The sequence below is a fragment of the Methyloprofundus sp. genome (genome assembly GCF_965251085.1).
Lineage (GTDB): Bacteria > Pseudomonadota > Gammaproteobacteria > Methylococcales > Methylomonadaceae > Methyloprofundus.
Window position 1 is genome coordinate 3,042,013 of record NZ_OZ252594.1, and the last position, 22,127, is coordinate 3,064,139.

Genomic DNA, 22,127 nt, shown 5'->3' on the forward strand with positions numbered 1-22,127 from the left:
CTTGCAATTGAAGCTCACTACCTCATTTTCATTGAATCTTTAATAATTTTAGGGGTAATAAAGATTAAAAGTTCTTTTTTAAAGTCCTCCTCTATCGTTTTTCTAAACATCCAACCGACTAAAGGTAAATCAGCAAACCAGGGTACCGAGTTAACATCATGACGTGTATTACCCTCAAAGACCCCGCCTAACACAACTGTCTCTCCATCTTCTATTTGGACACTAGTCGTAATTTGTCGTGTATTAATGGTCAGCCCATCCTGTGTTGGCACTCCTGGTGTATCCTTAGTAATAAATAAGTCCATTATCACACTACCATTCGGTGTAATTTGCGGCCTTACTGCCAGAATTATTGCGGCATCCTCAAATTGCGTTTGCGTTCCATTCTGACTTACAGTCTGAAAGGGTATTTGCACACCTTGCTTTATTGCAGCGACACAACGATCAGAGGTTAAAATTTTGGGATTAGATATGAATTCTGCCCTGAGGTCATCCTGTAGCGCAGAAATTTCCAGATTAAGTACATAATTTGCACCACTTGCTAAAGTCATACCTAATGCGCCATACGGATTAGAGACTGCCAGATTAGATAATATCGGCGACACTATATCTCCTGGTGTACCATTGTTTGGATTACTCCCGGTAGTCGCTCCAAACGAGCCATTCGGACCCACATAAGCCGCACCGAATTTAACACCTAATTCCTGGGCGAATCCTTCTTCCGCTATGACAATCCGGGCCTCAATTAGAACCTGGCGTACCTTCCTGTCTAATTTATCTATCATCACCCTGATTTCTTCCTGAATTTTAGCGGTATCCTTAACAATTAAGGTATTCGTGCGCGAATCAACAATTGCGGTTCCTCTAGTAGATAATAGTGTGTAATTCTGATCTTCAGCATCACCTGAATTTCCACGATTTCCACCTTGATTGCTTCCACCTGAATTTCCACCTCCGCCCCTGCCCCCGGAACCACGGTTAGAGGTTCCAGCTACACCCTCAATGTTACCCAGCGGCCCGCCATCAGATACGCTACATCCATTAGAACCCGATGATTGGTTATTATTATTGTTATCAATACCAAGCAAAATATCTCTAAAATTTTCTGCTTTGGCATAATTAATTTGTATATATTCAGTCTTTAAAGGCTCTAAACGTTCTGCCACCTTTTGCGACTCTAGCTCTTCTTCCTCCAGCTTAAGAATTTCTGCTGTCGGAGCCACAAGAATAACATTTCCAGCCTCTCTTTTAGATAGACCTTTAGACTTCAAAATAAAGTTTAAAGCCTGATCCCAGGGAACATCATTCATACGTAAAGTTATATTTCCGGTAACTGCATCTGAAGCGACAATATTAAGGTCGGTAAAATCAGCCAAAATTTGCAATACAGAACGAATTTCTATGTCCTGAAAATTTAATGATAATCGCTCACCACTATAGGGGAATTTATTTTTGCGTTTCTCTTCTTCATCACCCGAACTAATAGCCCTGACTTCTACAGTCAACAAGCCATCTGACTGAAATGTAGAATAAGCAAAATCTTTATTCGCTGGAGTAATTAATACCTTTACCTTAGAACCTATTTTCTTTGCCTCTATCAATGAAACAGGCGTGGCAAAATCAAGTACATCCATTTTTTTTGCGTACTTAGCTGGTAATGTTGTATTCAAAAAACTTAGCTCAATCTTGCCAGATTTTTCCTGGGTGTTAACAACGGTATTAGGATTAGACAAAAATATTAATAAATTGCCTTCTCCTTGTTTTCCACGGCGAAAGTCAATTTTATCAATCGCCTGCTCCGGTATTAAACTGGCAAACTGATTCAGCGTTTTTTTAGTTAATTTTTCATGACTATCCCGGGCTAATCTACTAGAACTGTGCAGTTCGACAATCACACGATTCCCTTGCAACTCCACCTGGTAGCTCACAAGTTTGACAAGATTAATAACAACTCTTAGTCGCCCTTCGGCTTCAACGGCAACAAAACTAGTAACTCCCCCGACACGTATAATATTTTTTTTCTTTTTTAAAGCACTTTTGACACCTATAAAATCTAAAACTATTCTTGCCGGATTATCGGTATGAAATACTTTTGGTTTGGCAACGTCTCCTGTCATTTCAAAAGCAAGCTGCAAGTTATCTCCAGACAGCGCATTCAAGCTTACTGAACTTAGTGCAACTTCTTTAGCTTCTGTAACAGAAACCTGCCCCAATAATAATGCGCTTATTGCCAAAATACGCAATACAGACCATTGCTTTAAAAAGCTCATACAAAAACCACCTTGCTTAATATTCATATCAATCTCCAGCTCACTCAGATAACGCTATTGATGCCTGGTGCTCACGCCAACTGCCCGGCTGATCTGGAACAATTTCCATTATTTCAATTTTATCCTGCAATATACGCATTATACGTCCATGATTTCTACCTAAGTAATTGCCTTCTCTAACTCGGTGAATTGTGCCGTCACTAGCTTTAATCAGACCCCATAGCACACGCTTCATTTTCACAGTACCAACCATTCTTAAGGTATCCAGGGAATAGCCCTCTAATTCTTCTTTATGTCGATTAAAATCCGGGTGCACTCCATTATCTGTAACTGCTATTGCAGCCATGGCTTCCATGCTTTTTTCAATTGGCCTAAATGGATCTCTTAAGCCATCTGGGTCAAATAAAAATGTACCAACGGGAGGCATAGGTTGAATAGGGCTGATTCTTATGGGATTAGTAATTTTTCTTTTTTCTTTTAATCTTTGTTCAAGTTCTGCATAAGTCACAACAATGGTACTTTTCTTTTTACATCCTTGTACTGTCAATCCATCATGACCTAAACAAACTAAAGCGCTATTATCCAATGCCAATGGATCTTTTTCTATATCACTGATGCCTTCCCGGTATGTTGTAATCAGGGCATTCATTGCTAATAAAGGTTTATTAACAGGGGAGATCTGAATATTTTTTATAGTCACAATTCTTGGCAGTGTCGCAGTAATTATTCAGACCCCTTAACAATTGGTAGCTTAGGAACCGCAACACCTACCCGCTGATTGTGAATAACGGCCGCTAAATATATCCATGGGGATTGCTGCCTTTTTCTACAGGTTTCGATGACACTAATCAAAATAGCAAACACACATGAACCTTCTTCAGTTCGTGTTCCATAGCTGATTCGCCTTAATATAACCCAGTGCCGTAAGGCACGTTCTGCTTCGTTATTGGTTAAGGGTAAATGAGGGAATTCGAGTACCCGAAAGATAGCCTCCCAATCATTGAGCATTTCTGTTGCTAGCGCATGGGTCTTTGTGTGTGTTGATGCTTTCATTTGTTCACACAGTTGCCGATAGGCTATCAATTGCGTTTGGTAAATTTCCGTCAGTGGCGAGTTTGGAGGGTGGTGCCGTGCTTCACGAATTGCTGTCATAAGCATGTTCATTAATTTGAGTGTTTGTTCTCCAAATAGCTGAGAGTCTTTATTTAAGCCCTCTTTTAAGCCTTTTGCCTTACGAATCAGGTGAGCCCAGCAACGAGCTCGATTAAGGTATTTTCGATAAACCTGGTAACCATCACTCATTAGCCAGCCGCAATATGCTTGACCCAGGATGTTTTCAATCAGTTCTGATGACCGAGTTGAAATCCAGTAGGCTGTGACGGTATCTGTACTAAAAACCCATAGCCATAAAAAAGTGGTGAGTTCCATCCAGGAAGTTTCATCAACATGAAGTAGATTACTTTCTACGACTTCCTTTACTAATTCAGCTTCTATAGGCATTGCTGCTGCGCCGCTTTCATGTAATGTATTGTTAATCGTGCCAACACTAATCTGTAACCCTAGCCAATCACATAAAAACTCTTGGACACGTTCTCGTGAAAGCCGCATGCGATAAGTAAGGCATATAATTAATGCTGCAAGCCCCGGACCTACCAATCTCCATTGGCTACAGTTTATATCCTGCAAGGTGCCATCGGAATTGGAACGATGCGGTTCTTTTATTGTAATATGTCCACAGTGACAGGTGACTTCATAATAGCTATGCTTGGTATTCGTTAGCCTCAGGCCTGGATTTTTCTCATCAGACCATACGATATCAATGGTTTCAAAAGCCGTGTATGCTTTTTTGAAATGGTCATTTAATGGTTGATGGCAGCATTCACATATTTCAGGAAAATGTTCCTGATAGTCTGTGATCACTATTTTTTGTTGTCGCCCAAAACCCTTGGCTCCAAGTTGCTTCCCTGGTTTTCGTTGTTCTTCTGTTTCATTTTTCGGGGACTGTCTGGATGTTTTATTGGGCTTTTCAGTAGGAGATGACTCTTTTTTATCTGAAGTCGCTTCTTGTTCCTCTTCGGAATCATTACTGGAATCTTTTTGAGTGTCCCTTTCCCATGGTGCTTCACTGCTTGGAGGCCGAGAACTATTATGGGAATTCTGGCTTAACCGTTCACGAGCTTCCTTTAAATCTGTAAGCAATCTTATTGAAAGACGACGTAACTCTTCTTCTGATAAATTTAGAAGCTCTTCTTCGTCAAGTTGGCTTAGATCCTGATTACTTAATTGCATGGCCTACATAATACTTCTTGGTATCATAAAGTTACAAGCCTTTTTTAAATTAGTTGTCAAGTTTGTCGGTAGGGGTCTGAATATTTACGTGTCGCAAGCCCGCTGACAAACAAGCCTAATTCACTGTATTGACCAATCACCTTAATATCGATAGGCAACTCAATAACATCCCCTCTATCAATCTTGCCAGCAGGTTTAAATAATTCAAATTCCAGCCCACTCGATAAACCCGTCTGTGATATATCGATCAATAAGCTCGCAACCTCAGCTTTAGTTGGCATTAATTTCATCATTTCGGCCAATGAAGCTTGTATTTGCTTATACTGCTTCTGGTGTAATTCCAGATTTTGTGCCATCCGCCAAGCATATTGGTATTTATTCAAGGCAGATGCAACAGCTTCTTTTTCTATCTTTAATTGTGCTACTTTTTCACTGGTAAACTGATAGTATCCCAAACCCATTAATATCAGAAACACTAATATTCCTGCAGCTACTTTAATTACCTTAGGCCAGCTACCTGCTGCATTGAGATCCCAGTTAATTTCAGACAGGTTCATTACAACTCCTCATCTTCAGCTTCACTTTTCCACTGTTGCGCATACAAAGTAAAATCACTTAACTTACCATTCTTGTTTTTATTGCTGCCCCGAATAATATTTAACTCTGGATCAACTAGCCATTGATTGGCTTCGACATTTCTCATAAAAGCTGAAACACGTGCATTGGACTGCGTTTTGCCTATTAATGCAACACGGGCATTATCCTGTTTCAATTGAGTGAGGTACACACCTTCTGGAGTTACTCTTGCTATAGCATCGATAAAATGAACTATCTCAGGGCGACTCTTTTGTAAGGCCTGGATCGCACTTCTTTTACTTTGTAAAATGGTATTTTGTGTTTCAATATCTTTAATTTTAGCGGTAATCAAATTAACTTCTGCTACTTTTGCGTTTACTATACGTTTTTTATCTTGTTGCTCCACGATCAGACTGTCTAAATATGCCTGCATGCCAAACAATATTGCAATCGCAGCAACAGCAACAAACACAATACTTATAATAAATTCCTGTTGATTTTGCTTACGTAACTCATCGCGCCAGGGTAATAAATTAATTCGAGTCATCAGTCAAAACTCCTTAGCGCCAAACCACAGGCAATCATCATTGCAGCCGCATCATTACTTAAACTTTGCGGTTTAATTTTATTCGATAGCGCCATATTAGTAAAAGGATTGGCCACAAATGCAGGAATACCTAATTCTTCTTCAATTAATTTATCAATGCCCGGGATGGAAGCACAGCCACCCGCTAAAACAACACTTTCAATGGTTCTATTCGCACTAGATGAGATGAAAAACTGTAATGATCTTGCAACTTGCTGCACCAAAGCTCGTTTAAATGGACCTAGCACATCGCTGTTATAGTTATCGGGTAAACCACCATGGCGCTTAGCAAGCCCTGCTTCTTCATAAGAAAGCCCATAGCGCCGCTGAATTTCCTCAGTAAGCTGTTTGCCTCCGAAACCTTGTTCACGCGTATAGATAGCATGCCCGTCCTGTAAAATATTCAGGGTTGTCATGGTTGCACCGATATCAGCAATTGCGACAGTTTGCTCATCATCGTCATTCGGCAACTGATCCTTCAGTAAAGCAAATGAGTTTTCCATAGCGAACGCCCCTACATCGACAATACTTGCCGTTAAACCTGCCATTTGCAGAACTTCCACACGCTCATCAACATTTTCTTTACGTGATGCAGCCAAAAGCACATCTACCATTTCAGGATTTGCATCATTAACCTGCTGCACTTCAAAATCAAGACGCACCTCATCCAAAGAGTAAGGAATATACTGATCAGCTTCTACCATGATCTGCTCTTCCATTTCATCTTCAGATAATTGTGCTGACATGGTAATTACCTTAGTCATCACAGCAGACCCAGCGATTGCGACACAAGCATGGCGTTCGCGGGTACCCGATTGTTTTAATGCAACCTTAATGGCTTCAGCAATCATTTCTATATTAGAGATATTATTATCAATAACTGCATCTTGAGCTAAAGGAGCCACAGCATAACTTTCAACCTTATACCTATTGCCGGACAAGCTTAGCTCTAACAACTTAACAGCGGCTGTACTAATATCTATCCCAAGAAGGTGATTATGCTTTCGGTTGAACCATTTCATGTAGAAGCTCTTTTATTTTTTCAATAACATCAGGGAATAACACATCACTTTCCCAATCTAGAATCTAGTAAGAAGTATAGTCATATTTTTATATTTTCATACCACCTTTAAGCAAAAACTTAATATAGAAAACTAACTCACAACCGTAAGCACTTGTTAAACCTTAACAGTTAATACAAAAAGACTCTATATAAGCTATATGTTTTTGCAATGATTTAGCGCTTTTAATGACTTGTACCAAGGAACACCAAGCTGTGCCAATAAAACAGTTCACCCTGAGCGCGCTCACACGCTTGTACCAGATACAAGTGCCAAGGGAGGATTGCAGTACAGGTTTTTATAAACAACACACTACAAATTAATAGACAGTATAATAGCACCTAAAAAACAGCTTATACTTCGCGCGGTTACGGATGCGGAGAATATAGGGAGCTAATTTTTGTCGATAGCAAAGCCTGCCCCGTGCTTGATACGGGGCGCTGAAACCGGTGCATAGCTGGCTACGTAACGATTTCAGCAACTAAAAGTGCTAAATTAACTTTACCAAAAAACCAACACCTGTAATGAGAATATTAAAACACTTACTCACTATATTCCTTACACTCTCTATCGCAGGATTAATCACAGCTTATTTTGTCTATCAACAACTCAGTTCTGAACTACCCGATATTGAAGTATTAAGAGATGTCCAGTACAAGCAACCTTTAAACGTCTACAGTCAGGACGGGCTATTAATCGAACAATTTGGTGAAAAAATACGCATCCCCGTTAGTATTGCTGAGACACCACAACAACTCATTAATGCTTTTATATCCGCCGAAGATGGTCAATTTTTTTCGCATATAGGTATCGACTTTAAAGGGCTCGCCCGGGCAGCTATACAACTGGTGTTAACAGGCAAAAAAAAGCAGGGTGGCAGCACTATAACCATGCAAGTTGCGCGAAATTTCTTGTTGAGTAATAAAAAAACCTATACCCGCAAACTCAAAGAAATCATACTCTCCATACAAATCGAACAGGAATTTAGTAAAAACGAAATTCTGGAGCTATATCTCAATAAAATTTATTTAGGACAAAGATCGTATGGCGTAGCAGCTGCAGCTGAAATCTATTACGACCGTCCGCTTGAACAGTTAACGCTGGCCGAACTAAGTATGATTGCCGGACTGCCTAAAGCTCCCTCTAGTTACAACCCCATATCCAATCCGGAACGTGCTGTTTTAAGGCGTAATTATGTCTTAAAGCGTATGCTCGATTTAGAATATATCCAGCAAGCAGAATATGCTGCAGCAAAACAAGCCCCGATCACAGCCGACACTTACACCTCTCAAAGAGAGCTATATGCACCTTATATAGCAGAGATGGTACGCAATGATATTATCCAGCTGTATGGCGAAGATGCGGCATATTCAGAGGGTTTCAAAGTATACACCACCTTAAAGTCGGATCTGCAAAATACTGCCGTTAACGCTTTACGAGAAAATTTGCATCACTATGATGAGCGTCATAGCTATAGAGTCAGCAATAAACAAAAACTCCCGCTAAAATCAAGCGATAGCACAGGCGCAACTTATCCAGCCGAAGTCATTCAAATTAATACACAACAACTAACGGCGAAACTTAAAGACGACACACTCATAAAGTTATTATGGAAAGACAGTCCATGGAGCACAAAGCTGAACTCCGCTACTCAGCAAAGCAAAAAAATTCATTCCTATTTAGATATTATTGAATTACACGACACGATTCGCGTCAGGCAAGTCAGCGACTCATGGCGGCTAGCGCAAATTCCTGAAGCAGAAGGTGCTTTTGTAGCGTTAGACCCCAAGTCAGGGGCTATTTTAGCATTAACCGGCGGCTATGCTTATTTCAATAATAAATACAATCGCGCAACCCAGGCAAAACGCCAGCCAGGCTCAGGCTTTAAGCCTATTATATACACCAGCGCGCTTGAGTCGGGTTACACGCCTGCAAGCATGATCAACGATGCACCTATAGTAAGCACCAGCGGCTCTACAGAAGAAAGCGCCTGGCGACCAGAGAACTATAGCCATAAATTTTACGGCCCTACCAGCATCCGCACAGCATTACGCAAATCTCGCAACCTCATTGCTATACGCCTGACAAGAGCAACCGGAATTCCAACAATTACCGACACAGCCCTGCGTTTCGGTTTTCTGGAAGAACAGCTTCCCAAAAAGCTATCTATCGCATTAGGTAGCGGACACGCCTCACCGCTTCAAATGGCCCGGATGTACGCAGTGTTTGCTAATGGCGGATATTTAATTAACCCTTACTATATAGACCGCATAGAATCCAGTACCGGCGAGATACTCTTTCAAGCAGAGCCTTTAACTGCTTGTGCTGAATGCGAGAATAGCACTGCGCCTAGAATTATTTCCGCGCAAATAAATTTCTTAATGAACTCACTATTACGCGATGTTGTGCAGCGAGGTACTGCAACCAAAGCCAAATCCCTACTGCGGATAGATCTAGCGGGAAAAACCGGCACAACGAATGATCAAAAAGATGCCTGGTTCAATGGCTTTTCAGCTGAAATTGTTGGCATAGCCTGGGTAGGTAAAGACAACTCCAAAAGTCTTGGCCGCTGGGAAACGGGCGGCAAAGCAGCGCTACCCATCTGGATAGATTTTATGCGTTATGCGCTACAAAACCATGTGGAACAAGAACTCCTAATGCCGGAAGGCATCAGCAAAGTATTGATCGACCCAGAAACAGGCCTGCTGACTAGAGAAGAATCGGCAACCGGGATCTGGGAGTATTTCACCGACGAATCGATCCCAACTGAGTTTACACCTAATTATGAAGCGGAAAACCCGCTAACCGGAGAGCTGGGCATACCTGAGCAGCAAACACCAGAAGAAGCATTATTTTAGACTTACGCATGTAATAACCTTCCAACAATACTGTTGGCTTAAGCACTCTCTTGCTGGAAAGGGGTGAGTGAGGAGGATAAAATCAAGCATTTACAATCCCCTCATCCCAACCTTCTCCGGAGTTTATTCATAAGTCAACAGCACCACCCTTCCTTCTGTACACACTACGCTGCTCAGATCCGACTTTCCTTTAGACATAAAAAAACAGCCATAAAGGCTGCTTTCTTATCGAACATAAATAATCCACTAGTGTGCTATAAATTACGCACATCTCTCCCGGTATAAACCTGCCTTGGGCGTCCAATACGCTGCCCTGGCTCAGCCATCATTTCTAGCCAGTGAGATACCCAGCCAGCAGTACGAGCAATGGTAAACATCACGGTAAACATATCCACAGGGATATTAAGCGCCTTATAAATAATACCTGAGTAAAAATCCACATTTGGATAGAGTTTTTTCTCAATAAAATATTCATCTTTCAATGCATATTCTTCCAGCGCCAGCGCTAAATCAAATAGCGGATCTTTTGCCGAAGTACTTTCTAGCACTTCATAACAGGCTTTACGAATAATCGTTGCTCTAGGATCAAAGTTCTTGTAAACCCTGTGACCAAAGCCCATCAAACGAAAAGGATCATTCTTATCCTTAGCCTTTTCTATATACTCAGGAATTCTGTCTACCGTACCAATCTCCGCCAGCATACTTAATACTGCTTCGTTAGCACCACCATGCGCAGGCCCCCAGAGCGCGGCAATACCCGCTGCAATACAGGCATAAGGATTTGCTCCAGTACTACTTGCCAGACGGACTGTTGAGGTACTGGCATTCTGCTCATGATCAGCATGCAGAATAAATAACAGGTTCAGAGCTTTAACCGCGACCGGGTCGATATAGTTATCTATATCAATATATTTCTGCGATGGCAGGGAAAACATCATATTCAGAAAGTTTTCTCCATAGCTCAAGTCAGAGCGAGGATAAACATAAGGATAACCTATAGAATGACGATGACACGCTGCTGCAATCACCGGCATCTTTGCCAGCATACGCATCGCTGAAATACGTCGATGTTCTGGGTCATTCATATTCAACTCACTATGATAAAACGCAGATAGGGAACCCACAATTCCAACCATCATTGCCATAGGATGCGCATCATAATGAAAACCATCTATAAAACCACGCATGGCTTCATGTAACATCGCGTAATGACTGATTTCTCGCTCAAATTCAGCTTGCTCAGATGGCTGACCAAAATCGCCATTCATCAGCAAATAGGACACTTCAAGAAAAGAGCATTTTTCAGCTAATTGATCAATCGGATAACCCCGGTATAACAAAATACCGTTCTCACCATCTATATAGGTGATTGCACTTTTACAGCTAGCTGTAGATAAAAATCCCGGGTCATAGGTAAACAGACCCATTTGATTATGCAATGAACTGACATCAACAACGGGAGTACCTACAGTACCTTTTAATAAGGGAAAGTCAGCTTCCTGCCCATTAGAATTATTTCTTATAGTCAATGTATCTTGTGCCATGCTGTTTCCTAATGTCTGGTTTACACTAAAGTAACCTCTTCTGATTACTTATTATAACGCTTACGGAATTTGTCTACTCGTCCTGCAGTATCAACAACACGCTGCTTTCCGGTATAAAACGGATGGCATGAAGAGCATACCTCAATATGCAAATCTTTACCTAAAACTGAGCCTGTAGAGAACTCATTTCCACAACCGCAAGTAACGGTTATTTGTTTATAATCTGGGTGAATTTCTGGTTTCATAATGGACCTTTCCACGTCTAATAAATCGACTAACATACAATTTTGAACAGAGTATAATACTTCTTTAAATTAATTACTGCAAGTCACTATCAACAATTATGCGTATTATTACCATAAACACCAACGGTATCCGTGCTGCCGAGCGCAAAGGATTTTTCCCCTGGCTAGCACAACAAGATGCAGATATCGTCTGTATACAGGAAACCAAGGCACAACCCGAGCAATTAACAGCCGAAGCATTTAGGCCAGCAGGCTATCATTGCTATTACCATAGCGCGGAAAAAAAAGGCTATAGTGGAGTCGCTATTTACAGCAAACACAAACCCGACAAAGTCATCGTCGGCATGGGCTTTGAAGATATCGATAGCGAAGGACGCTATTTAGAAATACAGCTAGGTAAGCTCAGTGTAATCTCCCTCTACCTGCCATCAGGCTCTTCTAAAGAAGAACGCCAGGCTTTTAAATATAGTGTTATGGATCGTTATATGCCCATTTTACAGGAAAACGCACGCAGTGATCGCGATTATATAATTTGCGGCGACTGGAATATTGCACATAAAGAAATCGACCTAAAAAACTGGAAGGCCAATCAGAAAAATTCAGGCTTCTTACCCAAAGAGCGCGCCTGGTTAGATCAATTATTTGAGCAGGAGCCCTGGTATGATGCTTTTCGGCTGGTGAATCAACAAGCAGAACAATATACCTGGTGGTCCAATCGCGGCCAGTCCTGGGCAAAAAATGTTGGCTGGCGCATTGATTATCAGGTGATTAGTGCCAGGCTAAAAGATAGCGTACAGGCTAGCTATATTTATAAAGATACGCGCTTTTCAGATCACGCGCCTCTCATCGTGGATTATAAGCTGTAAATACCCACAGCATTTGACCCTGCTAATTCTGACTGACCAGATAAGCTAGGTGTTGATTTTGTTTCGATTGTCTGCTCTAACCCAGCGCCCAATCGCACTTAAGGATACGCCTAAGCTGTCCGCAGTTTGTTGGTGAGCATATCCTTTGTCAATAACTAATTTGGCTGCATCTTGTTTGAATTCAAGATTATAAACAGGTCTTGTTGATTTAGCTTGCTTACTCATATTCAGCTCTAATGATATTATAAATATGTCTTTAGAAGTGTCCTGTTTTATTGAACCATTTCACTCTGTTAGAGACCGAATATATAGCTGCAATCTTGTTCACTGTTGATATCACCAAAATTTAAAAACCTGGCTTGCAATAATTGAGGAGTCCATATATGGTATATTTAGCAGGGGTGAGTGCCGTGATTCATTATCTTTGGTTAGTTAAATCCGATTTAAGTGAGCCGCTTTTTTATGCAGGTGTCGTCTTTGTATTATTAGCCTCACGCCTACATCATCACTTTAAACAAAAACGCTTTTCGCTAAGCACAGATATAATTACAAACTCTAAAAGAGTATTACCCTCCTTGCATAAAAAGCTCGGTTAACAGACTAATCCGCTGCTCATCTGGCAAATCACTATACACACCACTCGTCGCTTGCTCTGCCTGCATACCGCGAACAAATAGATAGCGTACTCCACCAAAATGTTCTGCAAATTGATAAGCCGGTAATCGCTGTTGCAAGTATTGATGCAAAACCACGCTATACAGCCAGTATTGCAAGCCATAGTTATGCTCGCGCATAGCCTGTGTTAAAGACTCCGGTTGATAATCGCTCAAGGTATTACTTTTATAATCCAGCACATAGTAACGCCCCTGATATACAAATATTAAATCAATAAAACCGGTTAAATAACCCTGCATTTGCTTTGCAGACAAAGGCTGAAAAGCGGGGTGTTGCTGCAGGATTTCGTTAATCTTATCAGTGCTAAATTCAGTCAAGCTTAGATAAAAAGGCATTTCCTTTAGACAAGATTTTTCATTTATATTCGCAAGGTAAAACTCACTATCATCTATGCTAAGGGGCGTGGTTACGGCGTGGTACAGTAGTTCGTTAATAATTTCAGGAGCATCAACGCTTAGACCATAACGCTGACAGGCTGCATCTCGTTGCTGGCTTATTTCTTCTCTCCCTGCCAGGGTCGTAAAACTAATATTTTCTAGCAGATCGTGGATAACGTTTCCGGTATGCGCGCCCTTAGCTAATGCAATCGGTGCTTGCTCAATTGAATAGCTAACGTCATTGCCCTCCTCAGCTTTATCCAAAGGCAATTCTGCTGCTTCATGCTGACTTAAATAGGATAAGGCGGTATAACTACTCATTTGCCAGTTACTGTATAAATGACGCTTCTGTCTGGGTATTGTTAAATTACCACCTTGCTCAGTTACCTGGTAAGTTCCGTTTAGCCCGTTGCCGGGTTGCAGCAATTGATAAGCAAAACTAGCGGGATAGTCACTTGCTAACTGCTGTAATATTTCTTGCTGCTGGGTAAATGCAATGTCTGCTTGTGCATATAACAGATAAGCCAGCGCAGACTGATTTGGTTTATGCTTCGATCGGCTGTCTACCCAGCTTATATAGCAGCGATACTTAGCCCGTGTTAGTGCGACATAGAGTATACGTAAGTCTTCAGCCAATTCTTCCTGTAGTGCTATGTCCCGATGCTGTGCAAAATTATCCGAACCTAAATCGACCAGCATTTCACCTTCCGCATGGCAAGTGAGCGTCAGTTGTTCTTTTTGCAAACGATCACTACGCGACCATAAGTAGGGGCAAAAAACTATCGGATATTCCAGTCCTTTAGAGCGGTGCATGGTGACAATTTTAACTGCATCGGAATCACTTTCCAGACGTAATTGCTGCTCATCGTTAGGGTTATTTTCTGCCGTTATCGCAGAGCGTAACCAGGCGATGCTTTTAAGCAGTCCCAAATGTTCATCCAGGCTGGCTTGTTGCACTAATTCCAGCAAGTGATGCAAATTCGTAATCTGCCTTTCAGCCTGTGCTGTACGGGTGAGATGCACACGCACATTTTCCTGGCTTAAAAAACGCAGCATCATTGCCATAAAGCCTTTCTTTTGCCATAGTTCATGGTAGTCCTGAAAGCGACTTAACCAGGCACCAAGTTGCACTTCATCACTCAAAGTGCGATACAGCTGCTGTCCATCCATAGCGAACCAGGACAAGCTTAAGGCCTGTTTTAACAGGTTTATATCAGCAGGTTGCGCCAGGGCTTGCATCAATTTATACAAATCCAGCGCCTCACTGCTGGCAAACACCGAGTCGGTGCTGTTGATTACCGCAGGAATGCCTGCTTGCTTTAATATTTGCTGATACAGCGCGGCCTGCGCGTTGGTACGCACCAGTATAGCAATATCAGCAGCTCGTATGGCGTGAGATGCACCATCGCTATGGATGCTAACCTCTCCTTGCAGTAGATATAAAATTTCATTGGTCACTGCCCGTTTAATTTCTTCAGCCGCTTTGCCATTAGTCCAGTAACCGCTAGTACTCTCACTTTCTGCTAACTGCCATAAAACTAACGGCGCGAGTGGCTGATTATTCTGCATCAGAGTTCCCTGTGCAGCATCTAAGGCAGGCTTCACCGGGTTAAACTCTAACCCTGAAAATACAAAAGGATTATCAGTTAGGCTAAAAAGCTGGTTAATCGCTTGTACCAGGTCCGGGTGAGAGCGCCAGTTGTGACCCAAAGTATAGTGATTCTTCGCCTGCTGCTTGGCCTCCAAATAGGAATGAATATCTGCTCCGCGAAATTTATAAATCGCCTGTTTTGGGTCACCAATTAAATATAAATACTGTTCTGGGTCAGCAAAAAGATGCGCGAAAATATGCCACTGATTTTGGTCGGTATCCTGAAATTCATCAATTAATGCCACATGATATTGCTGCTTAATTGCCTTGATTAGCAACTCTCCACCCTGATTAGATAAAGCCTCTGCAGTACGAGTAATCAGGCTGTCATGGGACATGATATTGAGTTGCAGCAAGCGTGTCTCCAGGTTATGCTGCAGTTCTTCGGCCAATGCGCGGCGTAAGGTCAAGCTGACTTTCTGACTATAGACATACAATAAATCAAAAGTTGTGCTATCAAAATCCAGTTTGCCTTTATGTGCAACACGAATTTCTTTGGCTAAGTTGTCACCACTAAGGAACTTAAATCCGGACTCGCCTGGGCAAGGACAATCAAAATGTTCGGTGCTCTCCACTGTCGCTACTAGCCATTGGTTTAAGCACTGATAAACTTCTGCAAAATTTTCTGTAAATGACTTTTTAAAATAGTCGGAATCCACAGCGGCTATTATTAACTCCCCCTGTTGATCCAGCGCAGTTTTTGCAAGTAATGCCTGCGCTTTCAACGCGACTAACAAATCGTCTAAATCTTCAAGCTCGGGATAGATAGTTAAAGTTGCAGGATAAAAGCCCAGGCTTGCCATTAATTTATCTGGCGTATCATATAGATGGCAAAGCAATGAAACTTCCCAGGCATTACGTGGATAAATCTGACTACGCCAGAAATCTTCAACCATTTGCTGGCGTACCGCTAAGGTTTCATCGCTTAGCTCCACATCGAACATCTGCCCGCTTTCTAAAGCATGTTCTTTAAGTAAGCGCTGACAAAAGCCATGAATAGTGAAAATCCCTGCCTGATCGATACTTAATAAAGCATTGTTTAAGCGCTGTACAGCTAGCTGCTGATCGATATCAGTGCTTTCCAGTAGTGCCTCTGCCCAGGTGCTGATATTTGCATCAAGCCCGACAGGCAATTGCCCGGTTAAAAACTGTTTTGCTTCGACTAGGCGTGCACGCACACGCTCCTTTAATTCTTTGGTTGCGGCTTTAGTGAAAGTGACTATCAGTAGCTGATCAATAGTGTAATTCTGTTCCACCACAAAACGTAAGGCAAGCATGGCGATAGCGTAAGTTTTACCTGTTCCGGCGCTGGCTTCTAATAAATTAACGCCAGGCTTCAGCTCGGTAGCAATGGGATTGAAGTCTTGTTTAGTTGATTGCACTTGCAGCCTCCCATGCAGGTAGTAATAAATCATTACAATACTGCTCAAACTCGCTATTCAATAAATCCTCTACATTTTCCAGGTTCTTATAAAGTAGCTGTAACTCAGGTTCATAGAATTGCTCAATAGATTTATTAAAAATCTCTTTTGCTTTATCCAGCGCCGGTGTAGAACTCCTGCTGCCCGGTTTATTTAATGCATATTGCTGTTTAATATAAGCAAAAGCCGCTTCGGTAAAAAACACATCCGGTTGGCTTTGCCCTTGTTGATAAAGACTCAGAAATTGCTCAAGCTCATCACCCTGAATATGTTCTGGCAAAAAAGTAATATAGTCATCCAGGCTAATTAGGTGGGTTGTATGTGGACCATATCGGTTGAGTATTAAGTACTGTAACCAGGCAACGATAAAATCTTTCCCTTTTAACGCTGAATACCGATAGATTAAACTCGCATCAGTGTATTGATGCGCGATAGTCCCGACCAGACGCACAGAGCCTAGCGTTAAATCAATCGCTACAGGATCGGTACTCAACCCTGCATTTTTTGATTTAATCTTCTCGACAAATTTTTCTATTTCCTGCTCGTGTGCATTAAAAGCTATCACGCCCAATTCGCCAGAAATCCATCGCCCTTGAGCTTTAAGTTTAGCCAGTGATAAATTATTCTGCTGTAATTTGGCATCAATCCACTGATGATTTAGCAGATAACTATCCATTCCCTCAATACTAAATGGCTCGTGCTCTTGTTCATCACCCTCAACGCCCCCTAGACGAATATTCAGCCGCTGTTGCACAAAATACTTTTGCGGGTGGCTATAGAAACGTATTAGGTCCTGTATCTCTATAATTTCCTGTTGCTCAGCTTTAATCTCTCCTTGCCACCAGGAATTGCTCTGTATTTCTTTATTGCTTAGAGCTCGAGTCGTTGCAAAATCGCTTTGGCTGTAACTAAATAGCTTAGTATCCCCGCTAAAATAACGCTGACTAAAACTTTGTAATGGGTGCTTAATCACTAGATCATCTAATTGATAATATTCCTGCATCACATCCAGTAATTCATGAATGACGACAGAAGCGGGTATCATTTCATTTTCGCTGATGGATTGACCGATATAAGTGATAATCACCTGCAGGCGCGCGGAAAGCAGAATTTCCAGAAATTGATAGCGATCATCGGCCCGCCTGGAGCGGTCTCCCGGCTGAAAGTCATTGCGTAATAAGTCAAAGGTGAGATGATGATCAATATGCGGGAATTCGCCCTCATTCATGCCTAATAAGGCAATGACTTTAAAGGAAATAGAGCGCATCGGCAACATCGAGCAAAAAGTCAGTTGCCCGCGCAAAAATCCATTCGAGGACTTAACCTCTTCAACGCGCCCCTCCAGCCAGGCTAAAATAACGGCTATGGGAACAGGCTGTTCATGGACGGCTGCAAACTGCTCACTCAATTCCAGAAAAATTTCATTCATCTGCAACTTTTCGGCTTGTTGCGCTGCCGAGTCTATACTTTCCGCTGGGAATAATAAATCAGCATAAGCCAGTAAATGCTTAGCCCATTCTTTTAAGGTATGGCTTTTGCCAAGTTTGCTACTGGCAGCAAATAATACTTGCAGAAAATCGTAGAGACCGCCTAATGCTTGAGCTGACGAGCCTTCAATTTCACTATATGGCAGGATTCCGGCAAAAAAATCATCTTCTGTACCGACTGCATAGCCCATTAATAGCCGATCAAGTCCCGCTTGCCAGGTATTTTCGGGTGATTCAGGTAAGCTCAACTGCTTCTTATATGCGCCTGATTTCCCCCAGCGTATATGAGTATCTGCTACCCAGTGAGCGATTAATTCCACATCAGTTTCGCTTAAACCAAAACACCGATAAACTTCCTCCTGGCTTAGTAAATCCATCACTTCCTGCCAGCCAAAACGACTTTGCGTCAAACGGATAAAGCGCAGAAATGCATCGAAAGTACTATTACTACTACGCAGACTACGATCTGCAATGGCATGTTGAATATCATCAAATACGCCACTGATAAATGGCGCATATTGCTGTATATCAGGGGCCATCACCACGATATCGCGTAATTCCAGTGTCTGATCCGTTTCTAACGCGTGTAATAACTGATCCTTTAGTACTTCAACTTCACGCATACGAGAATGACAGGAATGTATACTGATGGAGCGATCATTTTCAAGCGCTGTTAGTGCGGTTAAGTTATTCAGCATATCATTTTGCAATTGTTGCAAATTACTGATTGATTCTGCTGCATATGGCTCAAAGCTATCCAGCTCCAATTCGAAAGCACAATCGAGTAGCATTTGCTGAAACTCTCTTCCTTGCTGCCCTAAGCTAGCTAATAGCGGATGTCCATTTTCAAACTCTTCTAGATCAGCACGCTTTCTGGCGACGATATCCGCCCAAAACGCTTGAGCAGGATTTAGCAGGTAAAAGTGCACGTCAGTATGTCGCGCCAGCCCCTGAATAAATTCCATAAACAAGGGGGGCATGGCATTTAAACCAAAAATAGAAATGCGCTCAGGCAATTTCCCATCTAAATCACCATCTCCTAGTTCATTTAATCTAGCTATACTTTGCAACCATAAAGCGCCTCGATGTTGTTCACCCGTTTGAGCAGTGAGTTTTAACCATAAGGCTTGCTGCCATTTTTCAGTATCGGTGAAATAATGTAACTTCCCCTGTTGCCAGTCATTTAGCAAGGTAGGCCGCATCATTTGATATTGATCAAACACTTGCGCTAGGTGAGTTGCCAGTTGAAAGCGCTTTAGATCGGTATTTTCGCCACTAATATATTGTTTGAGTGTTAAAAACACCGGTTCATCCAACTCACGCAATAAGCTTTCAAAGCGCCACAACATTAATTCACGTGCAAACACATCGGTTTGAATATGCTGATTAACTTGTTGCGCCATCTGGTTAAAGAATTTTCCCGGAAATAAAAATTCGAAATTAGCGAACACTTGAAATTTAGTTGCCAGTTGCTGCGATAGCCACCGCTCCATACCCTGGCTTTGAATTAAAAAAACCTCTTTGGCAAATGAGTCCGTTAAAGGCGCATGACTAATAATAGCACTGAGGTGCTCAAGCAGGTTTTCCGTTTTGTTGGAGCTGTGTAGAATAAACATGAGTTCCTGACTGGGTAATAATTCAATACTGTTAACTTAAGAATAAATGTCTTCTCCAGAGGGAGAAGGTTGGGATGGGGGGATTTAAATGCATGATTTTATCCTCCTCACCCAACCCTCTCCAGCAAGAGAGGGCTTAAACCTAGAAAAATTAGTAGCTCATGGTTTTTAGCACAAGCTCTTGATTCCACCGCACTTGCAAAAAATGTCCGCTTAACCTATGGGTGAAGCATGGTACAAAAAAGTGTAACGCAGATTGCAAGCCTAGCACTGCCTATTACCCATAAATTACAGCTGGACAATCAAGAATAATTATTGCATGCTATAAGGCATGAATAAACAAAACCAAATCAAACGAACACTCTCCTTATCAAGCAATATAGAATACATCAAACAATTACTGGAAGGCAAGGGAGTTGCACATAGAAGCGATTTAGCCAAACAAGTCTGTACACACTTTGAATTTCACGATGCACGCGGGAAAATGCAAACCAGTGGCTGCCTGAAAGCACTCCGTGCTCTAGAATCATCGGGGCATTTTGAGCTACCCAGGGTGCAACACAAAACGGGCACAAAATCACCCCGCCGTTTAACGGACTCCGTACCACATCCTGTTGATGTACCCGATGAAGTCAGGCACATTGCAGCGCTTGAATTGGTACTAGTACAAGAGGCAGATCAGATGCGAACCTGGAATGAACTGATGCTTACAGAACACTACCTGAAAGCAGCAATATTGGTGGGCAGGCAAATGCGCTACCTGATTCGTTCCGAGCATGGCTGGTTAGGAGGGATTGGGTATGCCGCGCCGGCTTTGCAATTATCCGCCCGCGATCAATGGATAGGCTGGAATCAAGAAGAGCATCAAGCACAGCTCCATATGATCGTCGGGATGAGTCGTTTTTTGATCCGTCCCAGTGTCAACTGCAAAAACCTGGCATCGAAAGTACTAGGCATGAGCATGGCAACGATAGCAAAAGATTTTAACCGGCAGTATGGATACTCACCCTTGCTCATTGAAAGCTTTGTTGATACCGAGCACTATTCGGGCACCTGCTATAAGGCTTCAAACTGGTTGGCCATCGGAAAAACCAAAGGGCGGGGACGCCAGGACCGGCATAATGACTCGACATTAAGTCAAAAAACGATTTATATGTACCCACTCGATACCTCTTTCAGGAAACAGCTGGGATTATCAGCCAATGCAGGTCTGGGCGCACTGACTATCAGTGAAGGACTGGATGCTGAGCAATGGGCCGAACATGAATTTGGCGGTGCGCCACTGGGCGATAAACGATTAAGTAAAAGGCTCGTCAACGTCGCTGATGCTAAAGCCCAGAATCCTGGCAGTGCCTTCTCAGGGACAGTTGAAGGTGACTGGCCCGCCACCAAGGCCTACTATCGCATGATTGACCAGCCAGAAGGCTCAGCCGTTAATCTGGAAAATATCTTGCAACCTCACCGCGAACGGACAGCGCGACGGATGATGGGGCAAAAAACGGTGCTATGCCTGCAAGATGGCAGTGAACTCAACTACACAAACCTGGATAAATGCAGTGGCTTAGGAGAGTTGAAAGCCAACCAGACCGGTGCAAAAACCAAAGGACTGACTTTACACTCAAGCTTCGCCATTGCGCCCAATGGCTTGCCATTGGGCGTCCTAAAAGCACAGTGTATTGCTCCGCACCCCCGATTGCCCGATGACAAACGTAAACCATCAAAAATACCGATTGAAGAAAAAAGACCTTTGTCTGGATAGAGCACCACCGTGACCTGGTTGAATTAGCGGCAACCATGCCGCAAACACAACTGATTAATGTCTGTGACCGGGAAGCTGATTTTTTTGAATTGTTTGATGAACAAAGAAAAAATCCCTGTGTTGAACTGCTTATTCGTGCTCAGCACGACCGTAATATTAATGAATCCCCCTTCAAGCTGTTCGCAGCCATTCGTGAAACCAGAGTACAAAGTCGAGTTAGCGTCAATGTTCCCCAGCAAAGTGCCCGGCCTAAAAAAAGCAAGCAAAAAGCCAAAGCAGCAAGACCAGGAAGGCGGGCAGAACTGGCATTGCGTCACTTAGCCATACAACTCCCTGCTCCCAGCTATTATCATGACAAAGAGCCGGTTGAAATACAGCTTATCCATGCGCTAGAAGAAAACCCGCCTCAAGGCACAAAGGCCGTCGAGTGGTTTTTACTGACAACGATTAAAATTGAATCCGCAAAGGACATTGAAAAGTGTTTGCGTTGGTATACGTTGCGCTGGCGAATTGAAGACTGGCATCGTGTGCTAAAATCAGGCTGTAAAATTGACGATCTTGCTCATGAAACGGCTGAGCGGTTGCGTCGGGCGATTGGTATCAATCTGGTTATCGCCTGGCGGATCATGCTCATGACGCTTCTGGGTAGAGAAACGCCTGAGCTTCCTGCTGAAATATTATTTTCTGATGTTGAATTGCGTACCCTGCACGCCTACGCAAAAAAAAAGATTAAACCCCCCTTTGTTACTAGGTGAAGCTGTACAATTGGTAGCAAGAATTGGAGGACATCTGGGGCGGAAAAAAGATCCCCCGCCCGGTCATCAAATCATGTGGCGAGGGTACGCA

General features: G+C 42.5%; 16 protein-coding genes. 5 read left to right on the forward strand and 11 right to left on the reverse strand.

The window, feature by feature from the left end:
- Window positions 1–17 precede the first annotated feature (17 nt).
- Genes pilQ through ACQY3F_RS14185 form a run of 6 tightly spaced genes read right to left on the reverse strand, consistent with a single transcriptional unit; the run spans window position 18 to window position 6,743 of the window.
- Window positions 18–2,297 carry a type IV pilus secretin PilQ gene (pilQ, locus tag ACQY3F_RS14160; RefSeq protein WP_428355542.1) on the reverse strand — a complete coding sequence of 760 codons (2,280 nt, stop codon included), beginning with the start codon at window positions 2,295–2,297 and terminating at the stop codon, window positions 18–20.
- A 13-nt stretch (window positions 2,298–2,310) separates the two neighbouring features.
- Window positions 2,311–2,970 (reverse strand): pilus assembly protein PilP, encoded by a 660-nt coding sequence (locus ACQY3F_RS14165; protein WP_428355544.1) that lies wholly within the window; start codon window positions 2,968–2,970, stop codon window positions 2,311–2,313.
- A gap of 23 nt (window positions 2,971–2,993) precedes the next feature.
- A complete protein-coding gene (gene tnpC, locus ACQY3F_RS14170) occupies window positions 2,994–4,559 on the reverse strand; it encodes an IS66 family transposase (RefSeq protein ID WP_428353782.1) in 1,566 nt (521 codons plus the stop codon).
- A 56-nt stretch (window positions 4,560–4,615) separates the two neighbouring features.
- The gene (locus ACQY3F_RS14175; RefSeq protein ID WP_428355545.1) at window positions 4,616–5,116 is read right to left on the reverse strand and encodes a type 4a pilus biogenesis protein PilO; all 501 of its coding nucleotides are present in this window, start codon (window positions 5,114–5,116) and stop codon (window positions 4,616–4,618) included.
- Complete coding sequence (locus ACQY3F_RS14180) at window positions 5,116–5,682, reverse strand: PilN domain-containing protein (RefSeq protein ID WP_428355547.1); 567 nt, start codon at window positions 5,680–5,682, stop codon at window positions 5,116–5,118. Before ACQY3F_RS14180 ends, ACQY3F_RS14175 begins: the two co-directional genes overlap by 1 nt.
- Window positions 5,682–6,743 (reverse strand): pilus assembly protein PilM, encoded by a 1,062-nt coding sequence (locus ACQY3F_RS14185; RefSeq protein WP_428355549.1) that lies wholly within the window; start codon window positions 6,741–6,743, stop codon window positions 5,682–5,684. The genes ACQY3F_RS14180 and ACQY3F_RS14185 overlap by 1 nt, the downstream gene beginning before the upstream one ends.
- 563 nt (window positions 6,744–7,306) lie before the next feature.
- On the opposite strand from ACQY3F_RS14185, the gene ACQY3F_RS14190 reads away from it, so the two are divergent.
- Window positions 7,307–9,640: a penicillin-binding protein 1A gene (locus tag ACQY3F_RS14190; protein WP_428355550.1), complete on the forward strand. Its 2,334-nt coding sequence runs from the start codon at window positions 7,307–7,309 to the stop codon at window positions 9,638–9,640.
- A gap of 254 nt (window positions 9,641–9,894) precedes the next feature.
- Here the strand turns inward: ACQY3F_RS14190 and ACQY3F_RS14195 are convergent, their stop codons facing one another.
- The gene (locus ACQY3F_RS14195) at window positions 9,895–11,184 is read right to left on the reverse strand and encodes a citrate synthase (protein ID WP_428355552.1); all 1,290 of its coding nucleotides are present in this window, start codon (window positions 11,182–11,184) and stop codon (window positions 9,895–9,897) included.
- A 44-nt stretch (window positions 11,185–11,228) separates the two neighbouring features.
- The gene (rpmE, locus tag ACQY3F_RS14200; protein WP_428355553.1) at window positions 11,229–11,429 is read right to left on the reverse strand and encodes a 50S ribosomal protein L31; all 201 of its coding nucleotides are present in this window, start codon (window positions 11,427–11,429) and stop codon (window positions 11,229–11,231) included.
- A 98-nt stretch (window positions 11,430–11,527) separates the two neighbouring features.
- Between rpmE and ACQY3F_RS14205 the strand changes: the two genes are divergently transcribed.
- Complete coding sequence (locus ACQY3F_RS14205; RefSeq protein WP_428355555.1) at window positions 11,528–12,295, forward strand: exodeoxyribonuclease III; 768 nt, start codon at window positions 11,528–11,530, stop codon at window positions 12,293–12,295.
- 45 nt (window positions 12,296–12,340) lie between these two features.
- Here ACQY3F_RS14205 and ACQY3F_RS14210 read toward each other — a convergent pair whose 3' ends face one another.
- Window positions 12,341–12,520: a transposase gene (locus ACQY3F_RS14210; RefSeq protein WP_428355556.1), complete on the reverse strand. Its 180-nt coding sequence runs from the start codon at window positions 12,518–12,520 to the stop codon at window positions 12,341–12,343.
- 158 nt (window positions 12,521–12,678) lie between these two features.
- Between ACQY3F_RS14210 and ACQY3F_RS14215 the strand changes: the two genes are divergently transcribed.
- Window positions 12,679–12,891, forward strand: a complete 213-nt coding sequence (locus ACQY3F_RS14215) for a hypothetical protein (RefSeq protein ID WP_428355557.1) — start codon at window positions 12,679–12,681, stop codon at window positions 12,889–12,891.
- Here ACQY3F_RS14215 and recB read toward each other — a convergent pair.
- Together recB and recC are read right to left on the reverse strand one after the other, a co-directional pair.
- Complete coding sequence (recB, locus tag ACQY3F_RS14220) at window positions 12,862–16,380, reverse strand: exodeoxyribonuclease V subunit beta (RefSeq protein WP_428355559.1); 3,519 nt, start codon at window positions 16,378–16,380, stop codon at window positions 12,862–12,864. The two genes, ACQY3F_RS14215 and recB, sit on opposite strands and share 30 nt — an antisense overlap.
- On the reverse strand, window positions 16,367–19,522 hold the full coding sequence (recC, locus tag ACQY3F_RS14225; protein ID WP_428355561.1) for an exodeoxyribonuclease V subunit gamma: 3,156 nt from the start codon (window positions 19,520–19,522) through the stop codon (window positions 16,367–16,369). The genes recB and recC overlap by 14 nt, the downstream gene beginning before the upstream one ends.
- A 331-nt stretch (window positions 19,523–19,853) precedes the next feature.
- Between recC and ACQY3F_RS14230 the strand changes: the two genes are divergently transcribed.
- Window positions 19,854–21,281 carry an IS4/Tn5 family transposase DNA-binding protein gene (locus ACQY3F_RS14230; RefSeq protein ID WP_428353744.1) on the forward strand — a complete coding sequence of 476 codons (1,428 nt, stop codon included), beginning with the start codon at window positions 19,854–19,856 and terminating at the stop codon, window positions 21,279–21,281.
- A gap of 35 nt (window positions 21,282–21,316) precedes the next feature.
- The gene (locus tag ACQY3F_RS14235; RefSeq protein WP_428355562.1) at window positions 21,317–22,036 is read left to right on the forward strand and encodes an IS4 family transposase; all 720 of its coding nucleotides are present in this window, start codon (window positions 21,317–21,319) and stop codon (window positions 22,034–22,036) included.
- Window positions 22,037–22,127 lie beyond the last annotated feature (91 nt).

Bases quoted from the DNA above. Each gene is read 5' to 3' on its own strand.
- pilQ (WP_428355542.1), bottom strand. From the start codon at position 2,297: ATGAATATTAAGCAAGGTGGTTTTTGTATGAGCTTTTTAAAGCAATGG.
- tnpC (WP_428353782.1), bottom strand. From the start codon at position 4,559: ATGCAATTAAGTAATCAGGATCTAAGCCAACTTGACGAAGAAGAGCTT.
- ACQY3F_RS14175 (WP_428355545.1), bottom strand. From the start codon at position 5,116: ATGAACCTGTCTGAAATTAACTGGGATCTCAATGCAGCAGGTAGCTGG.
- ACQY3F_RS14180 (WP_428355547.1), bottom strand. From the start codon at position 5,682: ATGACTCGAATTAATTTATTACCCTGGCGCGATGAGTTACGTAAGCAA.
- ACQY3F_RS14185 (WP_428355549.1), bottom strand. From the start codon at position 6,743: ATGAAATGGTTCAACCGAAAGCATAATCACCTTCTTGGGATAGATATT.
- ACQY3F_RS14190 (WP_428355550.1), top strand. From the start codon at position 7,307: ATGAGAATATTAAAACACTTACTCACTATATTCCTTACACTCTCTATC.
- ACQY3F_RS14195 (WP_428355552.1), bottom strand. From the start codon at position 11,184: ATGGCACAAGATACATTGACTATAAGAAATAATTCTAATGGGCAGGAA.
- rpmE (WP_428355553.1), bottom strand. From the start codon at position 11,429: ATGAAACCAGAAATTCACCCAGATTATAAACAAATAACCGTTACTTGC.
- ACQY3F_RS14205 (WP_428355555.1), top strand. From the start codon at position 11,528: ATGCGTATTATTACCATAAACACCAACGGTATCCGTGCTGCCGAGCGC.
- ACQY3F_RS14210 (WP_428355556.1), bottom strand. From the start codon at position 12,520: ATGAGTAAGCAAGCTAAATCAACAAGACCTGTTTATAATCTTGAATTC.
- ACQY3F_RS14215 (WP_428355557.1), top strand. From the start codon at position 12,679: ATGGTATATTTAGCAGGGGTGAGTGCCGTGATTCATTATCTTTGGTTA.
- recC (WP_428355561.1), bottom strand. From the start codon at position 19,522: ATGTTTATTCTACACAGCTCCAACAAAACGGAAAACCTGCTTGAGCAC.
- ACQY3F_RS14230 (WP_428353744.1), top strand. From the start codon at position 19,854: ATGAATAAACAAAACCAAATCAAACGAACACTCTCCTTATCAAGCAAT.
- ACQY3F_RS14235 (WP_428355562.1), top strand. From the start codon at position 21,317: ATGCCGCAAACACAACTGATTAATGTCTGTGACCGGGAAGCTGATTTT.